This window comes from Agromyces sp. NPDC057865, assembly GCF_042796995.1.
Lineage (GTDB): Bacteria > Actinomycetota > Actinomycetes > Actinomycetales > Microbacteriaceae > Agromyces.
In genome coordinates, this window is record NZ_JBHVMJ010000001.1 from 1,317,939 (window position 1) to 1,338,623 (window position 20,685).

The 20,685-nt window shown below is 69.4% G+C and carries 30 protein-coding genes; 29 read left to right on the forward strand and 1 reads right to left on the reverse strand.

The genetic code is table 11. The features are described 5' to 3' along the window. The first annotated feature begins 267 nt into the window (after positions 1 to 267). The 23 genes from rpsJ to map all read left to right on the forward strand — a co-directional run bounded on the left by rpsJ (position 268) and on the right by map (position 12,829). On the forward strand, positions 268 to 576 hold the full coding sequence (gene rpsJ / locus ACFVN5_RS06220; protein WP_017201594.1) for a 30S ribosomal protein S10: 309 nt from the start codon (positions 268 to 270) through the stop codon (positions 574 to 576). A gap of 8 nt (positions 577 to 584) precedes the next feature. Further along, a complete protein-coding gene (gene rplC, locus ACFVN5_RS06225) occupies positions 585 to 1,241 on the forward strand; it encodes a 50S ribosomal protein L3 (protein ID WP_376953954.1) in 657 nt (218 codons plus the stop codon). Between the two features lie 3 nt (positions 1,242 to 1,244). Beyond that, the gene (gene rplD, locus ACFVN5_RS06230) at positions 1,245 to 1,907 is read left to right on the forward strand and encodes a 50S ribosomal protein L4 (protein WP_376953955.1); all 663 of its coding nucleotides are present in this window, start codon (positions 1,245 to 1,247) and stop codon (positions 1,905 to 1,907) included. After that, positions 1,904 to 2,206: a 50S ribosomal protein L23 gene (gene rplW, locus ACFVN5_RS06235; RefSeq protein ID WP_376953956.1), complete on the forward strand. Its 303-nt coding sequence runs from the start codon at positions 1,904 to 1,906 to the stop codon at positions 2,204 to 2,206. Before rplD ends, rplW begins: the two co-directional genes overlap by 4 nt. A 15-nt stretch (positions 2,207 to 2,221) precedes the next feature. Continuing rightward, positions 2,222 to 3,061 carry a 50S ribosomal protein L2 gene (gene rplB / locus ACFVN5_RS06240; RefSeq protein ID WP_376953958.1) on the forward strand — a complete coding sequence of 280 codons (840 nt, stop codon included), beginning with the start codon at positions 2,222 to 2,224 and terminating at the stop codon, positions 3,059 to 3,061. Between the two features lie 12 nt (positions 3,062 to 3,073). Next, on the forward strand, positions 3,074 to 3,355 hold the full coding sequence (gene rpsS, locus ACFVN5_RS06245; RefSeq protein WP_019181724.1) for a 30S ribosomal protein S19: 282 nt from the start codon (positions 3,074 to 3,076) through the stop codon (positions 3,353 to 3,355). 25 nt (positions 3,356 to 3,380) lie between these two features. After that, positions 3,381 to 3,746, forward strand: a complete 366-nt coding sequence (rplV, locus tag ACFVN5_RS06250; protein WP_148733809.1) for a 50S ribosomal protein L22 — start codon at positions 3,381 to 3,383, stop codon at positions 3,744 to 3,746. Then, positions 3,746 to 4,498: a 30S ribosomal protein S3 gene (gene rpsC, locus ACFVN5_RS06255; protein WP_376953959.1), complete on the forward strand. Its 753-nt coding sequence runs from the start codon at positions 3,746 to 3,748 to the stop codon at positions 4,496 to 4,498. The genes rplV and rpsC overlap by 1 nt, the downstream gene beginning before the upstream one ends. A 2-nt stretch (positions 4,499 to 4,500) precedes the next feature. Continuing rightward, positions 4,501 to 4,920, forward strand: coding sequence for a 50S ribosomal protein L16 (rplP, locus tag ACFVN5_RS06260; RefSeq protein WP_376953960.1), 420 nt, complete (start codon positions 4,501 to 4,503; stop codon positions 4,918 to 4,920). Further along, the gene (rpmC, locus tag ACFVN5_RS06265) at positions 4,920 to 5,243 is read left to right on the forward strand and encodes a 50S ribosomal protein L29 (protein ID WP_376953962.1); all 324 of its coding nucleotides are present in this window, start codon (positions 4,920 to 4,922) and stop codon (positions 5,241 to 5,243) included. The genes rplP and rpmC overlap by 1 nt, the downstream gene beginning before the upstream one ends. Positions 5,244 to 5,245: 2 nt before the next feature. Further along, the gene (gene rpsQ, locus ACFVN5_RS06270; RefSeq protein ID WP_148733815.1) at positions 5,246 to 5,548 is read left to right on the forward strand and encodes a 30S ribosomal protein S17; all 303 of its coding nucleotides are present in this window, start codon (positions 5,246 to 5,248) and stop codon (positions 5,546 to 5,548) included. Between the two features lie 32 nt (positions 5,549 to 5,580). Next, positions 5,581 to 5,949 (forward strand): 50S ribosomal protein L14, encoded by a 369-nt coding sequence (gene rplN, locus ACFVN5_RS06275; protein WP_376953964.1) that lies wholly within the window; start codon positions 5,581 to 5,583, stop codon positions 5,947 to 5,949. A 3-nt stretch (positions 5,950 to 5,952) separates the two neighbouring features. Further along, positions 5,953 to 6,312: a 50S ribosomal protein L24 gene (gene rplX / locus ACFVN5_RS06280; protein ID WP_376953966.1), complete on the forward strand. Its 360-nt coding sequence runs from the start codon at positions 5,953 to 5,955 to the stop codon at positions 6,310 to 6,312. A 2-nt stretch (positions 6,313 to 6,314) separates the two neighbouring features. Then, positions 6,315 to 6,908 carry a 50S ribosomal protein L5 gene (gene rplE / locus ACFVN5_RS06285; RefSeq protein WP_376953967.1) on the forward strand — a complete coding sequence of 198 codons (594 nt, stop codon included), beginning with the start codon at positions 6,315 to 6,317 and terminating at the stop codon, positions 6,906 to 6,908. A gap of 147 nt (positions 6,909 to 7,055) precedes the next feature. Further along, positions 7,056 to 7,454 carry a 30S ribosomal protein S8 gene (gene rpsH, locus ACFVN5_RS06290; protein WP_148733819.1) on the forward strand — a complete coding sequence of 133 codons (399 nt, stop codon included), beginning with the start codon at positions 7,056 to 7,058 and terminating at the stop codon, positions 7,452 to 7,454. A 4-nt stretch (positions 7,455 to 7,458) separates the two neighbouring features. Continuing rightward, positions 7,459 to 7,995, forward strand: coding sequence for a 50S ribosomal protein L6 (rplF, locus tag ACFVN5_RS06295; RefSeq protein WP_376953969.1), 537 nt, complete (start codon positions 7,459 to 7,461; stop codon positions 7,993 to 7,995). Between the two features lie 2 nt (positions 7,996 to 7,997). After that, positions 7,998 to 8,357: a 50S ribosomal protein L18 gene (rplR, locus tag ACFVN5_RS06300; protein ID WP_376953970.1), complete on the forward strand. Its 360-nt coding sequence runs from the start codon at positions 7,998 to 8,000 to the stop codon at positions 8,355 to 8,357. Further along, positions 8,354 to 9,049, forward strand: coding sequence for a 30S ribosomal protein S5 (gene rpsE / locus ACFVN5_RS06305; protein ID WP_376953971.1), 696 nt, complete (start codon positions 8,354 to 8,356; stop codon positions 9,047 to 9,049). Before rplR ends, rpsE begins: the two co-directional genes overlap by 4 nt. Continuing rightward, positions 9,049 to 9,234 (forward strand): 50S ribosomal protein L30, encoded by a 186-nt coding sequence (gene rpmD / locus ACFVN5_RS06310; RefSeq protein WP_130353506.1) that lies wholly within the window; start codon positions 9,049 to 9,051, stop codon positions 9,232 to 9,234. The genes rpsE and rpmD overlap by 1 nt, the downstream gene beginning before the upstream one ends. Further along, positions 9,234 to 9,902 carry a 50S ribosomal protein L15 gene (gene rplO / locus ACFVN5_RS06315; protein ID WP_376953973.1) on the forward strand — a complete coding sequence of 223 codons (669 nt, stop codon included), beginning with the start codon at positions 9,234 to 9,236 and terminating at the stop codon, positions 9,900 to 9,902. Before rpmD ends, rplO begins: the two co-directional genes overlap by 1 nt. Positions 9,903 to 10,038: 136 nt before the next feature. Further along, complete coding sequence (secY, locus tag ACFVN5_RS06320) at positions 10,039 to 11,358, forward strand: preprotein translocase subunit SecY (protein WP_376953975.1); 1,320 nt, start codon at positions 10,039 to 10,041, stop codon at positions 11,356 to 11,358. Further along, positions 11,358 to 11,987: an adenylate kinase gene (locus ACFVN5_RS06325; protein WP_376953976.1), complete on the forward strand. Its 630-nt coding sequence runs from the start codon at positions 11,358 to 11,360 to the stop codon at positions 11,985 to 11,987. Before secY ends, ACFVN5_RS06325 begins: the two co-directional genes overlap by 1 nt. 8 nt (positions 11,988 to 11,995) lie before the next feature. Beyond that, a complete protein-coding gene (gene map / locus ACFVN5_RS06330; protein WP_376953977.1) occupies positions 11,996 to 12,829 on the forward strand; it encodes a type I methionyl aminopeptidase in 834 nt (277 codons plus the stop codon). A 9-nt stretch (positions 12,830 to 12,838) separates the two neighbouring features. Here map and ACFVN5_RS06335 read toward each other — a convergent pair whose 3' ends face one another. Further along, complete coding sequence (locus ACFVN5_RS06335) at positions 12,839 to 14,770, reverse strand: BglG family transcription antiterminator (protein WP_376953979.1); 1,932 nt, start codon at positions 14,768 to 14,770, stop codon at positions 12,839 to 12,841. A 223-nt stretch (positions 14,771 to 14,993) separates the two neighbouring features. Here ACFVN5_RS06335 and ACFVN5_RS06340 point away from each other — a divergent pair, with 223 nt between their 5' ends. The 6 genes from ACFVN5_RS06340 to ACFVN5_RS06365 all read left to right on the forward strand — a co-directional run bounded on the left by ACFVN5_RS06340 (position 14,994) and on the right by ACFVN5_RS06365 (position 20,665). Continuing rightward, a complete protein-coding gene (locus tag ACFVN5_RS06340) occupies positions 14,994 to 15,305 on the forward strand; it encodes a PTS sugar transporter subunit IIB (RefSeq protein WP_376953980.1) in 312 nt (103 codons plus the stop codon). A 91-nt stretch (positions 15,306 to 15,396) separates the two neighbouring features. After that, positions 15,397 to 15,663 (forward strand): HPr family phosphocarrier protein, encoded by a 267-nt coding sequence (locus ACFVN5_RS06345; protein ID WP_376953981.1) that lies wholly within the window; start codon positions 15,397 to 15,399, stop codon positions 15,661 to 15,663. 45 nt (positions 15,664 to 15,708) lie between these two features. Continuing rightward, positions 15,709 to 17,388, forward strand: coding sequence for a phosphoenolpyruvate--protein phosphotransferase (ptsP, locus tag ACFVN5_RS06350; RefSeq protein WP_376953982.1), 1,680 nt, complete (start codon positions 15,709 to 15,711; stop codon positions 17,386 to 17,388). A gap of 19 nt (positions 17,389 to 17,407) precedes the next feature. Beyond that, on the forward strand, positions 17,408 to 18,907 hold the full coding sequence (locus ACFVN5_RS06355) for a PTS mannitol transporter subunit IICB (protein WP_376953983.1): 1,500 nt from the start codon (positions 17,408 to 17,410) through the stop codon (positions 18,905 to 18,907). Positions 18,908 to 19,076: 169 nt separating this feature from the next. Continuing rightward, positions 19,077 to 19,517: a PTS sugar transporter subunit IIA gene (locus ACFVN5_RS06360; RefSeq protein WP_376953984.1), complete on the forward strand. Its 441-nt coding sequence runs from the start codon at positions 19,077 to 19,079 to the stop codon at positions 19,515 to 19,517. Beyond that, positions 19,514 to 20,665, forward strand: a complete 1,152-nt coding sequence (locus tag ACFVN5_RS06365) for a mannitol-1-phosphate 5-dehydrogenase (protein WP_376953986.1) — start codon at positions 19,514 to 19,516, stop codon at positions 20,663 to 20,665. The genes ACFVN5_RS06360 and ACFVN5_RS06365 overlap by 4 nt, the downstream gene beginning before the upstream one ends. The last annotated feature ends 20 nt before the right edge of the window (positions 20,666 to 20,685 follow it).

The window sequence follows — 20,685 nt, forward strand, 5'->3', positions numbered from 1 at the left end:
AGGCAGCAGAACACGACAATCGACACCCATCACTCACGGGGAAACCCGTGTGCGTTCGCGCGGCCATCGCACGAGCACGGGGGTCGGTGGCTCGGGGTCGAGCGTGTCGAGGCCACCGCGGCTGTGTCCAGCAGAGCGCGGGGTGCCTTCGACAGGCTCGATCAACGGCCGTTGACAGCAGAACAGTGGTGCTCCATACAAGCAGTGCTACGCGGCGTCCAATGCCCTCGGAAGGGGTATGACGCCTTGACAGAGAGAGAGTCAGCAATGGCGGGACAGAAGATCCGCATTCGACTGAAGTCGTACGACCACGAGGTCATCGACACCTCGGCGCGCAAGATCGTCGACACGGTGACCCGCGCGGGCGCCACGGTCGTCGGCCCCGTGCCGCTTCCGACGGAGAAGAACGTGGTGTGCGTCATCCGCTCGCCCCACAAGTACAAGGACAGCCGCGAGCACTTCGAGATGCGCACCCACAAGCGTCTCATCGACATCGTGGACCCGACGCCCAAGGCCGTCGACTCGCTCATGCGTCTCGACCTCCCGGCCGACGTCAACATCGAGATCAAGCTCTGAGGTACCTGATGTCCACCGCTACCAAGAACGTGAAGGGTCTGCTCGGCACCAAGCTCGGCATGACCCAGGTGTGGGACGAGAACAACAAGCTCGTTCCCGTCACCGTCATCGAGATCGCCCCCAACGTGGTGACCCAGCTGCGCACCCCCGAGAACGACGGCTACGAGGCCGTGCAGATCGCCGCGGGCGCTATCGACCCCCGCAAGGTCAACCAGCCCGCCGCCGGCCACTTCAAGGCCGCAGGCGTGACCCCTCGCCGCCACCTCGCCGAGGTCCGCACCGCCGACGCCGCGAGCTACGAGCTCGGCCAGGAGCTCACGGTCGACGGCACCTTCGAGGCCGGCCAGCTCGTCGACGTCGTCGGCACGAGCAAGGGCAAGGGCTTCGCCGGTGTCATGAAGCGCCACAACTTCAAGGGCGTCTCCGCTTCGCACGGTGCCCACCGCAACCACCGCAAGCCCGGCTCGATCGGTGCGTCCTCGACGCCCAGCCGTGTCTTCAAGGGCATGCGCATGGCCGGTCGCATGGGTGGCGAGCGCGTCACCGTCCTCAACCTCCGCGTGCACGCCGTCGACGCCGAGAAGGGCCTGCTGCTCGTCAAGGGCGCGGTTCCCGGTGCTCGCGGCCGTCTCGTGTTCGTCCGCAACGCAGTGAAGGGGGCGTAGTCCATGGCTACCGCGACCAACACCATCGACACCCTCGACGTCACCGGCAAGAAGTCCGGCACGGTCGAGCTCCCCGCTGAGCTCTTCGACGTGCAGACCAACGTGCCGCTGATCCACCAGGTCGTCGTCGCCCAGCTCGCCGCGGCGCGCCAGGGCACCCACAAGACCAAGACCCGCGGCGAGGTCTCCGGCGCCGGCCGCAAGCCCTTCAAGCAGAAGGGCACGGGCCGCGCCCGCCAGGGCTCGATCCGCGCGCCGCAGATGACCGGCGGTGGCATCGTGCACGGCCCGCAGCCGCGCGACTACTCGCAGCGCACCCCCAAGAAGATGATCGCCGCCGCCCTGCTCGGCGCCCTCTCCGACCGCGCCCGCGGCGGCCGCGTCCACGCGGTCGAGGGCTTCGTGGCCGGCGACGTGGCGAAGACGCGCGACGCGATCGCGCTCCTCGAGGGCATCGCCCCCGCGAAGCACTACCTGGTCGTGCTCACGCGCGACGAGGAGCTCAGCGAGCGCGCGGTGCGCAACGTCCCGACCGTGCACGTGCTGCCGGTCGACCAGCTCAACGCCTACGACGTGCTCGTCGCCGACGACATCGTCTTCAGCACGGCCGCGCTCGAGGCGTTCATCGCCGCCAAGTCGGCGAAGAAGGAAGAGGTCTCCGCATGAGCGCCGCCCAGAACAAGGACCCGCGCGACATCATCATCGCGCCGGTCGTCTCGGAGAAGAGCTACGGCCTGATCGACGAGGGCAAGTACACGTTCATCGTGGACCCCCGCTCGAACAAGACCGAGATCAAGCTCGCCATCGAGAAGATCTTCAACGTGCAGGTCGCGACGATCAACACCCTGAACCGCCAGGGCAAGACCCGCCGCACCCGGTTCGGCATCGGCAAGCGCAAGGACACCAAGCGCGCGATCGTCACCCTCAAGTCCGGTTCCATCGACATCTTCACGGCTGTCGGCTGAGGAGCATAGAGAAACATGGCTATTCGTAAGTACAAGCCCACGACCCCGGGTCGTCGCGGTTCGTCGGTCGCCGACTTCGCGGAGATCACGCGCTCGACGCCCGAGAAGTCGCTGCTCCGCCCCCTGTCGAAGACCGGTGGCCGCAACAACCAGGGCCGCATCACGACGCGTCACATCGGTGGTGGCCACAAGCGCCAGTACCGCGTGATCGACTTCCGTCGCAACGACAAGGACGGCGTGCCCGCCAAGGTCGCGCACATCGAGTACGACCCGAACCGCACCGCGCGCATCGCGCTGCTGCACTTCGTGGACGGCACCAAGCGCTACATCCTCGCGCCGAACAAGCTGCAGCAGGGCGACCCGATCGAGTCGGGCCCCAACGCCGACATCAAGCCCGGCAACAACCTGCCGCTGCGCAACATCCCGACCGGTACGGTCATCCACGCCATCGAGCTCCGCCCCGGCGGCGGCGCGAAGATGGCGCGCTCGGCGGGCGCCTCGGTGCGCCTCGTCGCGAAGGACGGCCCCTACGCCCAGCTGCGCCTGCCCTCGGGCGAGATCCGCAACGTCGACGCGCGCTGCCGCGCGACCGTCGGCGAGGTCGGCAACGCCGAGCAGTCGAACATCAACTGGGGCAAGGCCGGCCGCAAGCGCTGGAAGGGCGTTCGCCCGACGGTCCGCGGTGTCGCGATGAACCCGATCGACCACCCGCACGGTGGTGGCGAGGGCAAGACGTCCGGTGGTCGCCACCCGGTGAGCCCCTGGGGTCAGCCCGAGGGTCGCACGCGTCGCCCCAACAAGGAGAGCGACAAGCTCATCGTCCGTCGTCGCACCGTCGGCAAGAAGCGCAAGTAGGAGTAAGAGAAGATGCCTCGCAGTCTCAAGAAGGGCCCCTTCGTCGACGAGCACCTGCTTCGCAAGGTCGTCGTCCAGAACGAAGCGGGCAGCAAGAACGTCATCAAGACCTGGTCGCGTCGTTCGATGATCGTGCCGGCCATGCTCGGCCACACGATCGCCGTGCACGACGGCCGCAAGCACATCCCGGTGTTCGTCACCGAGACCATGGTGGGCCACAAGCTCGGCGAGTTCGCGCCCACCCGCACCTTCCGTGGACACGTGAAGGACGACAAGAAGGGCCGCCGCCGCTGACCGCGGTGGTGTGAAGGAGGAAGAAATGGTGGAGTCGATCGCCCGAGTGCGACACATCCGCGTCACCCCCATGAAGGCTCGCCGCGTCGTCGACCTGATCCGCGGCAAGCAGGCACAGGAGGCCCTCGCCATCCTGAAGTTCGCACCCCAGGGTGCGAGCGAGCCCGTGTACAAGCTCGTCGCCTCGGCCATCGCGAACGCTCGCGTCAAGGCCGATGCCACGAACACCTACCTGGACGAGCAGGACCTCTACATCACGCGCGCATTCGTCGACGAGGGCACCACCCTCAAGCGATTCCAGCCGCGTGCGCAGGGTCGTGCCTTCCGCATCAACAAGCGCACGAGCCACATCACCGTCGTGCTCGGCACGCCCGAGGAGGGTACGAAGTAATGGGTCAGAAAGTAAACCCGTACGGCTTCCGTCTCGGCATCACCACCGACCACGTGTCGCGCTGGTTCTCCGACTCGACGAAGCCCGGTCAGCGCTACGCCGACTACCTCGCCGAGGATGTCAAGATCCGTCGCCTGCTCCAGACGTCGCTCGACCGTGCCGGCGTGTCCCGCATCGAGATCGAGCGCACCCGCGACCGCGTCCGCGTGGACATCCACACGGCGCGTCCCGGCATCGTGATCGGCCGCCGCGGCGCCGAGGCCGAGCGCATCCGCGCCGACCTCGAGAAGCTCACCGGCAAGCAGATCCAGCTCAACATCCTCGAGGTGAAGAACCCCGAGGCCGACGCCCAGCTCGTCGCCCAGGGCATCGCCGAGCAGCTCTCCGCTCGTGTGGCCTTCCGCCGCGCGATGCGCAAGGGCCTGCAGGGCGCGCAGCGCGCCGGCGCCAAGGGCGTCCGCATCCAGGTGTCGGGCCGCCTCGGCGGCGCCGAGATGAGCCGCTCGGAGTTCTACCGCGAGGGCCGCGTGCCCCTGCACACGCTCCGCGCGAACATCGACTACGGCTTCTACGAGGCGAAGACCACCTTCGGCCGCATCGGCGTGAAGGTCTGGATCTACAAGGGCGACATCACCAACAAGGAACTCGCGCGCGAGCAGGCGGCCCAGAAGCCGTCCCGCGACCGCAATGACCGTCCTCGCCGCGACCGCGCCCCCAAGGCCGAGCCGGTGACCGCAGGAGTTGAGGCATAACCATGTTGATTCCCCGTCGAGTCAAGTACCGCAAGCAGCACCACCCCGGCCGTTCGGGCCACGCCACCGGCGGCACGAAGGTCACCTTCGGCGAGTTCGGCATCCAGGCCCTGACCCCCGCCTACGTGACCAACCGTCAGATCGAGTCCGCTCGTATCGCGATGACGCGTCACATCAAGCGTGGCGGCAAGGTGTGGATCAACATCTACCCCGACCGTCCGCTCACGAAGAAGCCCGCCGAGACCCGCATGGGTTCCGGTAAGGGTTCGCCCGAGTGGTGGGTCGCCAACGTCAAGCCGGGTCGCGTCCTCTTCGAGGTCTCGGGCGTCTCCGAGGAGCTCGCTCGCGAGGCCCTGACCCGTGCCATCCACAAGCTGCCCCTCAAGGCACGCATCATCAAGCGCGAGGAGGGCGACGCATAATGGCCGTCGGTACCAAGGAGCTCAGCCCCGTTGAGCTCGACACGTTTGAAGACGAGCGACTCGTCGACGAGCTGAAGAAGGCCAAGGAGGAGCTGTTCAACCTGCGCTTCCAGTCGGCCACCGGTCAGCTCGAGAGCCACGGCCGCCTCCGTGCGGTCAAGCGCGACATCGCCCGCATCTACACGGTCATCCGTGAGCGCGAGCTCGGCATCCGTGCCACGCCCGCCCCGGTCGAGGCTCCGGCCAAGGCTGAGAAGAAGACGAAGAAGGCCAAGGCCGAGGCTGACGCCCCGGCCGAGGCCGCAGAGACGAAGGAGGCCTGATCATGGCTGAGACCAAGAAGGCTGATGCAGCCGAGGTCGCCGAGACGGCCTCGCACCGCCCGTACCGCAAGGTGCGTCGCGGCTACGTCGTCAGCGACAAGATGGACAAGACCATCGTCGTCGAGGTCGAGGACCGCGTGAAGCACCCGCTCTACGGCAAGGTCCTGCGCCGTTCCTCGAAGGTCAAGGCGCACGACGAGCAGAACACCGCCGGCATCGGCGACCTCGTCGTGATCAGCGAGACCCGCCCCCTCAGTGCCACCAAGCACTGGCGCCTGGTCGAGATCGTCGAGAAGGCCAAGTAAGCCCCCGGCTTGCTTGAGAGAAGGAATCCAAGATGCTTCAGCAGGAATCGCGCCTGAAGGTCGCCGACAACACCGGCGCCAAGGAGCTGCTCACGATCCGTGTCCTCGGTGGTTCGAAGCGCCGGTACGCCGGCCTCGGCGACGTCATCGTCGCGACCGTCAAGGACGCAATCCCCGGCGGCAACGTCAAGAAGGGCGACGTGGTCAAGGCCGTCGTCGTCCGCACCGTGAAGGAGACCCGTCGTGCCGACGGCTCCTACATCAAGTTCGATGAGAACGCCGCTGTGATCCTCAAGAACGACGGTGACCCCCGTGGCACCCGTATCTTCGGACCGGTCGGTCGCGAGCTCCGCGACCGCAAGTTCATGAAGATCATCTCGCTGGCACCGGAGGTTATCTGAGTCATGGCCAACATCAAGAAGGGTGACCTCGTGCAGGTCATCTCGGGCCGCAGCCAGGCCCGCGGCGGAGACCGCGGCAAGCAGGGCAAGGTCATCGAGGTGCTCGTCGCCGAGAACCGCGTCGTCGTCGAGGGCGTGAACTTCGTCACGAAGCACGTTCGCGTCGGCCAGACGCAGCGCGGCACGAAGACCGGCGGCATCGAGACCCACGAGGCCCCCATCCACGTCTCGAACGTCGCGCTCGTCGACCCCGAGACGAAGAAGCCGACCCGCGTCGGCTTCCGCAACGAGACCGTCACCAAGGACGGCGTCACGAAGACGGTCCGCGTCCGCTACGCGAAGAAGTCAGGTAAGGACCTGTAACGATGACTGACACCGCGACTGCCGCGCCGGCTGGCAAGATCCAGCCGCGCCTCAAGCAGAAGTACAAGACCGAGATCGCGCAGGCGCTCACCGAGGCCAGCGGGTACACCAACCCGCACCAGGTCCCGGGCCTCGTGAAGATCGTCGTGAACATGGGTGTGGGCGAGGCCGCCCGCGATGGCAAGGTCATCGACGGCGCCATCGCCGACCTCACCCGCATCACCGGCCAGAAGCCGCAGGTCACGAAGGCCCGCAAGTCCATCGCGCAGTTCAAGCTGCGCGAGGGTCAGCCGATCGGCGCGCACGTCACGCTGCGCGGCGACCGCATGTGGGAGTTCCTCGACCGCCTGCTCTCGCTGGCGCTGCCCCGCATCCGCGACTTCCGCGGCCTGTCGGACCGCCAGTTCGACGGCACGGGCAACTACACCTTCGGCCTCGTGGAGCAGTCCGTGTTCCACGAGATCGACCAGGACAAGATCGACCGCGTGCGCGGCATGGACATCACCGTGGTGACCACCGCCAAGACCGACGACGAGGGTCGTGCGCTGCTCAAGGCGCTCGGCTTCCCGTTCCGCACCAGCACGCCCGAGAACTGAACATCGGATGCCGCGGGCGATCCCCGAGCTCGTCGAGGGGACTCCCGCGGCATCCACCCGGTGACGGCATCCGCCGTCGCCTCCCACCACAGGTCATCACTCGTGTAACGGGTGCTGAAACCTGGTGAACGTAAGGAAACATCCGTCATGACGATGACCGACCCGGTCGCTGACATGCTGACCCGCCTTCGCAACGCGAACTCGGCGCACCACGACTCCGTGTCGATGCCGAACTCGAAGCTCAAGGCGCACATCGCCGAGATCCTCGCCAACGAGGGCTACATCGCCGGCTTCGAGGTCACCGACGCGCGCGTGGGCAAGACGCTCACGCTGCAGCTGAAGTTCGGCCCGAACCGCGAGCGCTCCATCGCCGGCATCAAGCGGGTCTCGAAGCCCGGCCTCCGCGTGTACGCGAAGTCGACTGAGCTCCCCAAGGTGCTCGGCGGCCTCGGCGTCGCGATCCTGTCCACTTCCAGCGGTCTGCTCACCGACCGCCAGGCCGAGAAGAAGGGCGTGGGTGGGGAAGTCCTCGCCTACGTGTGGTAGTTCCATGTCACGAATCGGACGACTTCCCATCGACATCCCCAGCGGTGTCGACGTCTCGGTCGACGGCAGCGCCGTCACCGTCAAGGGCCCGAAGGGCGAGCTCTCGCTGACCGTCCCCTCGCCGATCGAGGTCAAGATCGAGGACAACCAGGTCCTCGTCACCCGCCCCGACGACGAGCGCGACTCGCGTTCGCGCCACGGCCTCACCCGCACGCTCATCGCCAACGACATCTTCGGGGTGACCCAGGGCTACTCCAAGGGCCTCGAGATCGTCGGCACCGGCTACCGCGTCGCCCAGAAGGGCAGCGCCGTCGAGTTCGCGCTCGGCTTCTCGCACCCGGTGACCGTCGAGCCCCCGGCCGGCATCACGCTGACCGTCGAGGGCAACAACAAGATCACGGTGTCGGGCATCTCGAAGCAGGCCGTCGGTGAGACCGCCGCCAACATCCGCAAGATCAAGAAGCCCGAGCCGTACAAGGGCAAGGGCATCCGCTACGCCGGCGAGGTCGTGCGTCGCAAGGCCGGAAAGTCAGGTAAGTAATCATGGCTGTGAAGAGCAAGACGGCCGCGCGTTCGCGCCGCCACACCCGCCTTCGCAAGAAGATCGTCGGCACGGAGCTGCGTCCGCGCCTCGTCGTCACGCGTTCGGCCCGCCACGTCTTCGTGCAGGTCGTCGACGACAGCAAGGGCCGCACGGTGGCCTCGGCCTCGACCATGGAGGCGGACCTCCGCGCGTTCGAGGGCGACAAGACCGCCAAGGCCAAGAAGGTCGGCGAGCTCGTGGCCGAGCGTGCGAAGCAGGCCGGCATCGACTCGGTCGTCTTCGACCGTGGCGGCAACAAGTACGCCGGTCGCGTCGCCGCCATCGCCGATGGTGCGCGAGAGGCGGGGCTGAGCCTGTGACTGACAACAAGAAGGAGAACGAGGTGGCTGCTGAGGCACCCGTGGAGACCGCCGCTTCGAGCGAGGCTCCCCAGAACGAGCCGCGCGAGGCTCGTCGCGGCAGCCGCGACCGTGGCCAGAGCCGCGATCGCGGTGGCCGTGACGCCGAGAAGAGCCAGTTCCTCGAGCGCGTCGTGACCATCAACCGCGTGTCCAAGGTCGTCAAGGGCGGCCGTCGCTTCAGCTTCACGGCGCTCGTCGTCGTGGGCGACGGCAACGGCCTGGTCGGCGTCGGCTACGGCAAGGCGCGCGAGGTCCCGACCGCGATCTCGAAGGGCGTCGAGGAGGCGAAGAAGAACTTCTTCCGCGTCCCGCGCGTCGGAGCGACCATCCCGCACCCCGTGCAGGGTGAGGCCGCCGCGGGCGTCGTCCTGCTGCGTCCGGCGTCCCCCGGTACCGGCGTCATCGCCGGCGGCCCGGTGCGCGCCGTGCTCGAGTGCGCCGGCATCCACGACGTCCTGAGCAAGTCGCTCGGCTCGTCGAACACCATCAACATCGTGCACGCCACGGTCGAGGCGCTCTCGCAGCTCGAAGAGCCGCGTGCGGTCGCCGCGCGTCGTGGTCTCGACTACGACGAGGTCGCCCCGGCCCGTCTGCTGCGTGCCGAGGCCCAGGCGGCCGAGGCCGCTGCAGCAGCGAAGGCAGGTGCCTGATGGCCAAGCAGCTGAAGGTGACCCAGATCAAGTCCAAGGTGAGCGAGAAGCAGTACCAGCGCGACACGCTGCGCAGCCTCGGGCTCAAGCGCATCGGCGACTCGGTCGTCCGTGACGACACCCCGCAGAACCGCGGGTACGTCAAGACCGTCGCCCACCTCGTGAAGGTTGAGGAGATCGACTAATGGCTGAAGAGAAGAACGAGGCCGTGGCCGAGGAGACCCCGAAGAAGGCTCCGGCCCGCCGGGCCGCCGCGAAGCCGGCCGCCAAGGCCGACGACGCGAAGGCCGAGAAGGCTCCCGCGAAGAAGGCTCCCGCCAAGGCCGCCGCTGCCAAGGCCGACGACGCGAAGGCCGACAAGGCCCCCGCGAAGAAGGCTCCGGCGAAGAAGGCCGAGCAGGATGTCGCGAAGCGCGAGCCCGTGCTGAAGGTGCACCACCTTCGCCCGGCGCCGGGTGCCAAGAAGGACAAGACCCGCGTCGGACGCGGTGAGGGTTCGAAGGGCAAGACCGCCGGTCGCGGCACCAAGGGTTCGAAGGCCCGCAACAACATCCGCCCCGGCTTCGAGGGTGGCCAGCTTCCGTACCACATGCGTGCGCCGAAGCTCCGCGGCTTCAAGAACCCGTTCCGCGTCGAGTACCAGGTGGTCAACCTGGACAAGCTCGCCGAGCTCTACCCGAAGGGCGGCGACGTCACCGTCGCCGACCTCGTCGACAAGGGCGCCGTCCGCAAGAACGAGCGCGTCAAGGTGCTCGGCAACGGCGACATCCAGGTGAAGCTCAACGTCGAGGTCGACAAGGTCTCCGGCTCCGCAGAGCAGAAGATCGTCGCCGCCGGCGGCTCGGTCAAGTAGACCGCGGCATCACCGATTGTTCGAGCCTGTCGGGACCTCGCGTATGATTCACGGGGGTCTCGACAGGCTCGAGCCGCATACGGACTGAGTCCGCAAGCGCAGCAACCCGCTCCACGACGGAGCTACAGGAGGACGAGTGTTCAACGCCATCGGGCGGATCTTCCGCACGCCGGATCTTCGACGCAAGATCGGATTCACGCTGGGCATCGTCGCCCTGTTCCGCCTCGGCTCCTTCATCCCGGCGCCGTTCGTGGACTTCGGCAACGTGCAGGCGTGTCTGGCGGCGAGCCAGGGGGCATCCGGCCTCTACGAGCTGGTGAACCTGTTCTCGGGCGGCGCGCTGCTCCAGCTGTCGATCTTCGCGCTGGGCATCATGCCGTACATCACGGCGTCGATCATCGTGCAGCTGCTGCGCGTGGTGATCCCCCACTTCGAGACCCTCTACAAGGAGGGCCAGGCGGGCCAGGCGCGCCTCACGCAGTACACGCGCTACCTCACCATCGCGCTGGGCGTGCTGCAGTCGACGACGCTCATCACCGTCGCCCGGTCGGGCGCGCTGTTCCCGTCGAGCGCCCCCGAGTGCTCGCAGCTCATCACGAACGACGCCTGGTACGCGATCCTGCTCATGGTCATCACCATGACGGCGGGCACCGGCCTCATCATGTGGATGGGCGAGCTCATCACCGAGCGCGGCATCGGCAACGGCATGTCGCTCCTGATCTTCACCTCGATCGCCGCGACCTTCCCCGGCGCGCTCTGGGCGATCGCCATCTCGCGCGGCTTCGACGTGTTCGCCGTCGTGATCGCGATCGGCCTGCTGGTCGTCGTCGGCGTCGTCTTCGTCGAGCAGTCGCAGCGGCGCATCCCCGTGCAGTACGCGAAGCGCATGGTCGGCCGGCGCACGTACGGCGGCAACAACACGTACATCCCGATCAAGGTCAACATGGCCGGCGTCGTGCCCGTCATCTTCGCCTCGTCGCTGCTGTACCTGCCGGCCCTCATCGCCCAGTTCAACCAGCCCGCGGCGGGCGAGGAGCCGCAGCCGTGGGTCGTGTGGATCACGAACTACCTCACCAAGGGCGACCACCCGCTCTACATGCTCCTGTACTTCCTGCTCATCGTCGGGTTCACGTACTTCTACGTGGCGATCACGTTCAACCCCGACGAGGTCTCGGAGAACATGAAGAAGTACGGCGGCTTCATCCCCGGCATCCGTGCCGGTCGCCCCACGGCCGAGTACCTCGACTACGTGCTCACGCGCATCACGCTGCCGGGCTCGGTCTACCTGGGCCTCATCGCGCTCATCCCGCTCATCGCCTTCTCGCTCGTCGGGGCCAACCAGAACTTCCCGTTCGGCGGCGCCTCGATCCTGATCATCGTGGGCGTCGGCCTCGAGACGGTGAAGCAGATCGACGCACAGCTGCAGCAGCGCCACTACGAAGGGCTCCTCCGATGATGGCTTCCGCGAACAGCTCCGCCCGCTTCCTGATCGTCGGGCCGCAGGGCTCCGGCAAGGGGACGCAGGGCGTGCTCGTCGCGGAGGCCTTCGGGGTCCCGTCCATCTCGACCGGCGACGTGTTCCGCGAGAACATCTCGGGCGGCACGGAGCTCGGCAAGCGGGTGCAGTCGATCGTCGAGGCGGGCGACCTCGTCCCCGACGAGCTCACCTGCGAGCTGGTGCGTGACCGGCTCGCGCAGTCGGATGCCGCGGGCGGCTTCCTGCTCGACGGGTTCCCCCGCAACCGGGGCCAGGTCGACGACCTCGCCGACTTCCTCGCCTCGCGCGGTGAAGCCCTCGACGCGGTCATCGAGCTCAGCGTGCCGCGCGACGAGAGCATCGCGCGCCTGCGCCAGCGCGCCATCGACCAGGGCCGCACCGACGACACCGAAGAGGTCATCGCCAACCGCCTCGCGATCTACGAGCGCGAGACGGCGCCGATCCTCGACGTCTACCGCGGGCAGGGCCTCGTCGTCGACATCGACGGCGTGGGCACCCTCGACGAGGTCACGGCGCGCATCTTCGAGGCGCTCGCCGCCCGCGGGCTCTCGGCGAGCCACGACGGCGGCAACGGCGCAGCGGCCTGACCGTCCGCGTGTTCAAGCGCTCGATCTACAAGTCCCCGGCCGAGCTTCGCTCGATGCTGGCCGCGGGCGCGGCCACCGCGGCGGCGCTCGCGGAGGCGCGGCGCCTCGTCGCACCGGGCGCGACGCCGCTGGAGCTCGACGCGGCGGCCGAACGCGTGATCCGCGGGCTCGGCGGCCGGCCGAACTTCCAGCTCGTGCCGGGCTACCGCCACACGCTCTGCGTGTCCGTGGACGACGACGTCGTGCACGGCATCCCCGGTGAGCGCCCGTTCCGGCCCGGCGACATCGTGTCGGTCGACGGCGGTGCCGAGCTCGACGGCTGGAACGGCGACGCGGCCTTCACGGTCGTGCTGCCCGATCCCGAGCGCCCCGACGTCGTGCTGGCGCGCCAGGCGTTGTCCGACGTCACGGAGTCCGCGCTCTGGCGCGGCATCGCCGAGCTCGCGACCGCGCGCCACCTCAACGAGGTCGGCGCCGCGATCGAGGAGCACGTCGAGGCGGCGGGCTCGTACGGCATCCTCACCGATTACGTCGGCCACGGCATCGGGCGCACCATGCACGAGGAGCCGCCCGTGTTCAACTACCGGGTCCGGCAGAAGGGCCCCGCGATCCGGCCCGGCCTCGTGGTCGCGATCGAGCCGATGATCGTCGCCGGGTCGATCGACACCTTCGTGCGCGACGACGAGTGGACGGTCACGACCTCCGACGGCGCGGACGCCGCGCACTGGGAGCACTCCGTGGCCGTGCACGAGGACGGCATCTGGGTGCTCACTGCGGAGGACGGCGGCGCGGCCGGCCTCGCGCCGTTCGGCGTCGTGCCCGTGCCGATCGCCGCGCGCTGACGGCGCCCGTCACGCCGCGTGCGGCTCCATGAGCCGTGAGAGCTCCGCGAGCAGTCCGGGATAGTCCGTCGCCCCGACCACGAGGCGCTGCACGTTCTCGCGCTCCGAGAACGCCTCGACGAACTGGTCGAACACCTCCTGGAACTCGGCCCGGCCGCTCTCGGCGAACGCGATGAGCGCGACGACGTTCACGCTCGCGCCGCCCCAGTCGATCGGCACGTCGTCGATCGCGATCGCGATCGCGGTGCGTCGCGCGGTCATGGTCATCGCGTGCGGCACGGCGAGGTGCTCGGTGAACGCCGTCGACGACAGGCGCTCGCGTTCGAGCGCGCCCTCCACGTAGGCGCGGTCGATCACCCCCGCCGAGATCATGCGGTCGCCGAGCATCCGGATGGCGCCGTCGCGATCGAAGCCCCGCAGCCCGCGCACGAACAGCTCGGGGGCGATGTAGCGCGACAGCGACGCCGCGAGCCGGGCACGTCGGCGCGCCCGGCGCACGCGGGCGATCTCGGCGCGCACGCGCTCGAGGTCGACCTCCGTGGGGAACGGCGCCACGAGCACGAGCCGTTCGACGGGCGACGACGGCTCGATGACCGCGACGAGCACGTCAGCGCGCTCGGCCTCCTCACCCGGCGCGACGAGCTCGACCTCGTCGTCGACCGCCGAGCGGATGCGCGCCGCGAGCGCCGTGTGCACGTCGTGGTACGCCGGAGCGGAGACGGCGACGCGCACGATCTCGCCGCGCGAGCGGCGCTGGTCGAGGTAGGCGCCCACGTGCATCGCGATGTACGCGATCTCGTCGTCGTCGACCGCGATGCCCTCGGTGCGGGCAAGCTCGCTCGCGATGTAGACGGCGAGCTCGTAGATGAGCGGGTACGCGGCCTTGATCGAGGCCGTGAGGGGATTGCGCGAGAGGTTCGACGTGCTCGCCCGCGCGACGAGGTTGTCGACGTGCAGCGCGAGGCGGTCGATGAAGTCCTCGTCGTCGAGGTCGACGAGGTACACGGCCGACGCGCCGGCGACGATGCGCCGCACGAGCGGCACCCGCGGCGAGATCGGGCGGCCCGCGGCATCCGCCTGCGCCGCCGCCGTGGTGCGGGTGGCGGCACGCGTCTCGAGGAGCCGGGTCAGGTGCGCGAGGTCGGCCGGGCCGACCGAGGTGCCGAAGTGCTCGTCGACGAGCCGGGCGAGGAGCTCCGCAAGCGGGCCGTCGGCGGCGGTCGACGCGGATGCCGCGACCGGGGACGTCGAGCCATCCGTCGACGCCGGGGGAGCCGCCGCGTCGGACTCGTCGAGCGGGTGATTCGTGGCGACGCGGTCGAGCGCGATCGCGGTGTGCAGCAGCACGTCGTTGAGCCCGTACTCGTTGGGCGCGTAGCCGGCGTCGGCGAGGCCCGCGACGAGCGCCGTGCGGAACTCGGACACCTCGGGGAACGCGGCCCGCAGCGCGTCGAGCTCGAGCATGCCGCGCGCCGACTCGTCGCGGAACAGCGCGCCGAGCAGGCGCCGCCGGGCGGTCTCGGGCCCCTCGAGCGTGATGCGCGGGCCCTGCCGCACGAGCGTGAGCCCGGTGCCGTCGAGGCGCGCCCGCACGCGCGTGAGGTCGGCCTCGAACGTGGAGTCGCTGACGTGGTTCGCGTCCGCCGTCTCGTGCACGTCGAGCCCGTCGGTGGCGTCGATGAGCGAGCGGATGACTCGCACGGCCCGCACCTGCGGCGAGGAGTCGCGCCGGGCGGGGGCGCCCCGGTTCGCCCAGGCCGCGCGGTCGAGGCGGTACCCCGCCGGGCCGGACTCGACGATGACGCCGCCCGAGTTCGCCTGCGCCGCGTAGTTGCGGATCGTGCGCGTCGTCACGCCGAGGCGCTCGGCGAGCTCCGACGCGGTCGTCCAGCCGTCGGCATGGCCGAGCGCGTCGACGAGGCGCTCCCATTTCTCGGCCACTGCAGCTCCGGTTCCTCGGCGCCACGCGACGCCGTGCGGTGCAGACAGTCAACCATCGACGCCGCGGGAGGTGGGCGGATCCGTCGCGGATTTTCCGGGGGTGCGGAAGAAGATCGGGTGGCTGCCTCCTGAGCGACGCGGGCAGAATCGACTCGATCGCGGCAGTCGCCGCGGCCGAACGATCGACGAGGACCGGGCGATGGCCGGGCGAGGAGGCTCAGCGATGCGCATCATCGTGGTCTGCGGGGCCGGCGCCTCGAGCACCTTCGTCGCCCACCGGATCCGCAGGGCCGCCACGGCCAGGGGGCTCGAGGTGCGCGCGACGGCGACGAGCGAGTCCCAGCTCGACGTGGCGCTCGCCGACGCGGACGTGCTCCTCGTGGGCGCCCACCTCGCCGATCGCGTCGACCGCCTGCGCGAGCGCGCCGCAGCGGCATCCGTGCCGATCGCGATCCTCTCCGACGTCGTGGCGACCTCGCCCGACGGCGGCGGGGCCCTCGACGTCGCCCTCGAGATCGCTGGGGCGCCGTCATGAGCCCGCGCGCCCCGCGCGCCGTGGTTCCCACCGCGGAGCCTGCGGGCTATGGTGAACGAGGGAACGGAAGCCAGCGACGGGAACCGGAATCATGGTGGAACGCACTGTTCGAATCGGATCGACCCACGGCCTTCACGCACGGCCGGCCAAGCTCTTCACCCAGGCTGCAGCCGCATCGGGGTCGTCCGTCACGATCCAGAAATCCGGTGGCTCACCCGTCAACGCGGCGAGCATCCTCGCGGTCATCGCGCAGGGGATCGACCACGGCGACGAGGTCACGATCGTCGTCGACGGCGGCGACGAGCAGGCGGTCCTCGACCAGCTCGTGGAGTTGCTCAGCACCGACCACGACGAGTAGCGCGAGGCATCCGTCGCCCATTCAACCGAACTGGAGGGGCGAGTGATGGAGATCAACGGCACGGGCATCGGACTGGGTGTCGCCGTCGGACCGGTCGTGCGGATGGCCGAGCAGCTGCCGCCGCCGGTCGACCGGCCGAGTCACCTCGACCCCGGGCTCGAGGGCGAGCGCGCCCGCGCCTCGCTGTCGGTCGTGGCGGCCGAGCTCGCGAACCGCGGGGCGAAGGCCGGCGGCGCCGCGAAGGACGTGCTCGAGGCGCAGGCCATGATGGCCGAGGACCCGAGCCTCGTCGACGAGGTGACGAAGCTCCTCGCCACGGGCAAGACGGCCGAGCGGGCCGTGTACGAGTCGTTCGCCGCCTACCGCGACCTGCTCCTCGGCATGGGCGGGTACATGGCCGAGCGCGCCACCGACCTCGACGACATCTCCCAGCGCGTCATCGCGAACCTGCTGAAGCTGCCCGCGCCGGGCGTGCCGAATCCGGGGCATCCGTTCGTGCTCGTCGCCCGCGACCTCGCGCCGGCCGACACCGCGACGCTCGACCTCGACCAGGTGCTCGGGCTCGTCACGATCGACGGCGGCCCCACCTCGCACACCGCGATCCTCGCCCGCGAGAAGTCGATCGTCGCGATCGTCGGGGCGACGGATGCCGCGACCCTCGCCGACGGCGACACGGTCGTCGTGGACGCGGCGAACGACAAGGTCGTCTCCGACCCCACGCCCGAGCAGGTGGCCGACGCCGAGGCCCGGATCGCCGAGCGCGCCGCCCTCGAGGCCGCGCCGGTCACGCCTGGTGCCCTCGCCGATGGCACGCCCGTTCCGCTCCTCGCCAACCTCGGCTCGGCCGACGGCGCCGCCGAGGCTGTGAAGCTCGGCGCGGAGGGCGTCGGCCTGTTCCGCACCGAGTTCCTCTTCCTCGACGCCGACACGGCGCCGAGCGTGCGCGAGCAGGAGGAGCACTACAGACGGCTCCTCTCCGCCTTCCCGGGGCGCAAGGTCGTCGTGCGCGTGCTCGACGCCGGCGCCGACAAGCCGCTCTCGTTCCTCAACGACGCGCACGAGGAGAACCCGGCGCTCGGGCTCCGCGGCATCCGCGCGCTCCGCCACTCCGAGATCATCCTGCGCGAGCAGCTCACGGCCCTCGCGATGGCGGATGCCACGACCGACGCCGACCTCTGGGTGATGGCGCCCATGATCGCCACCGTCGAGGAGACGGAGTACTTCACGAAGCTCGCCGACGAGCTCGGCATCAAGGTGGCCGGGGTGATGGTCGAGACCCCGTCGGCGGCGCTCATCGCGGACCGGGTCCTGCGGGTCGCCGCCTTCGCGTCGATCGGCACGAACGACCTCACGCAGTACACGATGGCGGCCGACCGGCTCCTCGGCACCGTGGCGAACCTGCAGAGCCCGTGGCACCCCGCGGTGCTGAAGCTCGTCGCCGACGTCGGCGCTGCCGGCGCCGAGCTCGGCAAGCCCGTCGGCATCTGCGGCGAGGCCGCAGCCGATCCGCTGCTCGCCGTGGTCCTCGTCGGACTCGGCGCCACCAGCCTGTCGATGTCCCCATCGGCACTCGCAGATGTCCGCGCCTCCCTCGCGCGGTACACGCCCGACGACGCGAAGGCGCTCGCCCGGGCAGCCCTGGCCGCTGAGGGAGCGGCCGACGCCAAGCAGGCGGCCCAGGCCGTCGCGACCGAGATCACCACGGCGCGGGCATCCGCGACGTGACCACGAGAGAGGCATTCGCATGACAACGACGTCACCCGAGACGAAGCGGCCAGGGGGAGCACGCGTCGCGGTACAGAAGTTCGGTTCGTTCCTGTCCAGCATGATCCTGCCGAACATCGCGGCATTCATCGCCTGGGGCATCGTGACGATGTTCTTCATCCCGGCTGGATTCACCCCGAACGAGTCGCTCGCGGCGCTCGTCGGGCCGATGATCATCTACCTGCTCCCGCTCCTGATCGCGAACCAGGGCGGGCGGCTCGTGTACGACACCCGCGGCGGCGTCGTGGCGTCCATCGCCACCGTCGGCGTGATCGTCGGCACGGACATCCCGATGTTCCTCGGCGCGATGATCATGGGCCCGCTCGCGGCGTGGCTCATGAAGCAGGTCGACCGGATCTGGGAGGGGAAGATCAAGGCCGGCTTCGAGATGCTGGTCAACAATTTCTCCGCCGGCATCCTGGGCTTCATCCTGGCCATCGTGGGCTTCTTCGCCTTCGGTCCCGTGGTGCAGGCCCTGAGCAACGGGCTCGAGGCCGCGGTGGACTGGCTCGTGAAGCTGTCGCTGCTCCCGTTGCTGTCGATCCTCGTCGAACCGGGCAAGATCCTGTTCCTGAACAACGCCATCAACCACGGCGTGTTCACCCCGATCGGGACTCAGCAGGCGAGCGAGACCGGCAAGTCGATCCTGTTCCTCGTGGAGGCGAACCCCGGCCCCGGCCTGGGCATCCTGCTCGCGTTCACGTTCTTCGGCATCGGACTGGCACGGGCCAGCGCTCCCGGCGCGATCATCATCCAGTTCTTCGGCGGCATCCACGAGATCTACTTCCCGTACGTGCTCATGAAGCCGATCCTGATCCTCGCCGCGATCGCGGGAGGCATGACCGGTGTGGCGACGAACGTGCTCTTCAACAGCGGCCTCCGGGCTCCAGCGGCGCCGGGCAGCATCATCGCGGTCCTGGCGCAGACCGCCTCCGACAGTTACGTCGGGGTGATCCTCTCGGTGATCCTGTCGGCCGCGGTGTCGTTCATCATCGCCGCGGTGATCCTCAGGGCGAGTCGCAAGCGCGACCTCGAGAAGGCGAACGCCGGCGACCTCGCGGCCGCGATCGCGCAGACCGAGGCCAACAAGGGCAAGGAGTCGGGCGTCCTGCAGAACCTGCAGGCGGGCATCGACGAGAACGGTGCCGAGCTGCTCTCCGAGGGCGAGGAGGCCGCGTTCGAGCGCAAGCCGATCCACAACATCATCTTCGCGTGCGACGCGGGGATGGGCTCCAGCGCGATGGGCGCCACCGTGCTCCGCAACAAGATCAAGAAGGCCGGCATCGACAGCGTCACGGTGACGAACAAGTCGATCGCCAACCTGACCGACGACGTCGACCTCGTGATCACGCACCAGGACCTCACCGATCGCGCCAAGCTGCAGTCGCCGAGCGCGCTGCACGTGTCGGTGGAGAACTTCATGAACTCGCCGAAGTACGACGAGATCGTGAACCTCCTCCAATCGGAGGGCGTGCGCTGATCGTCGCCACGACGACGATGCACGAACGGCGACAGCCCGGAGCCGCGGTCGGCCTCACACCACGTGAGGCCGCCCGCGGCTCCGCGGCGTCGCCACGACGGGACCGCTGAACCACGAGACGCACGACGAGACGCACGAACGACGAGACCAACGAGAGAAGGAGCATCCCATGACCGATGAGATCCTGCCCGCCGACAACATCCGGCTGGCCGCCCGTGCTGCGAGCCGGGAGGACGCGATCCGCGAGGCGGGCGCGATCCTCGTGGAGGCCGGCGCCGTCGACCCCGGGTACGTCGACTCGATGCTCGAGCGGGAGGGCTCGGTCTCGACCTACATGGGCAACTTCCTCGCCATCCCGCACGGAACGAACGAGGCGAAGTACCAGATCCGCCGGTCGGCTCTCTCGGTCGTGCGCTACGACGAGCCCGTCGACTGGGGCGGCGAGGAGGCCCGCTTCGTCGTCGGCATCGCCGGCATCGAGAACGAGCACCTCGACATCCTGTCGAAGATCGCGATCATCTTCTCCGACGACGACGCCGTGCAGGCGCTCACCGCGGCGCCCACCGCGGCCGAGCTGCATGCCCTGCTCTCCGAGGTCAACGACTCGTGAAGGCCGTCCACTTCGGCGCCGGCAACATCGGACGCGGGTTCGTCGGCCTCCTCCTGCACGAGGCCGGGTACGAGGTGGTCTTCGCCGACGTGAACGCCGAGCTCATCGACGCGCTCGCGGCATCCGACCGCTACACCGTGCACGAGGTGGGCGTCGGCGCGCGCGACCGGGTCGTCACCGGCTACCGGGCGATCAACAGCCAGGCGGATGCCGCGGTGCTCCTCGACGAGCTCCGGACCGCCGACGTGGCGACCACGGCGGTCGGCCCGACCATCCTGCGCTTCATCGCGCCGCACCTCGTCATGGCGCTGCGCGAGCGGCCGGCGGATGCCCCGCCGCTCGTGATCATGGCGTGCGAGAACGCCATCAACGCCACGAACCTCCTGCGCGACGAGATCATCGCGCTGTCGAGCCCCGAGGAGTGGCCCGAGCTCGAGGCGCGGGCGGTGTTCGCGAACACGGCCGTCGACCGGATCGTGCCCGGGCAGGCCGCCGACGCGGGCCTCGACGTGACGGTCGAGACGTTCTTCGAGTGGGCGATCGAGCGCCCGCCGTTCGGCGACGAGGCCCCCGACATCCCCGGGGCGCACTTCGTCGACGACCTCGCACCGTACATCGAGCGCAAGCTCTTCACGGTGAACACCGGCCACGCCGCAACGGCCTACTTCGGCGCGGCTGCCGGGCACAGCCGGATCAGCGACGCGCTCGCCGACCCGGCCGTCGCCGAGGCCGTCGAGCGCGCCCTGGAGGAGACGTCGGCGCTGATCGTCGCCAAGCACGACTTCACCGCCGAGGAGCAGGGCGCCTATCGGGCCACCATCCTGGAGCGGTTCCGCAACCCCGAGCTGCCCGACACGGTCGAGCGAGTCGGCCGACAGCCGCTGCGCAAGCTCGGCCGGCACGAGCGGTTCATCGGCCCTGCCGCCGAGCTCGCCGAGCTCGGACGCCCGGTGCGCGGCCTCCTGGCGGCCGTCGGCGCGGCGCTCCGCTTCGACGTGGCCGCCGATCCTGAGAGCGTCGAGCTGCATGCGCTGCTCGCGAGCCGGGAACCCGAGGTGTTCGTGCACGACGTCACGGGCATCGAGCCGGGGCATCCGCTCGAACCCGGCCTCGTCGAGGTCGTCGAGGCGGCGCAGCGCGGGGCCTGAGCGGGGCGGTCGCGGGGCCG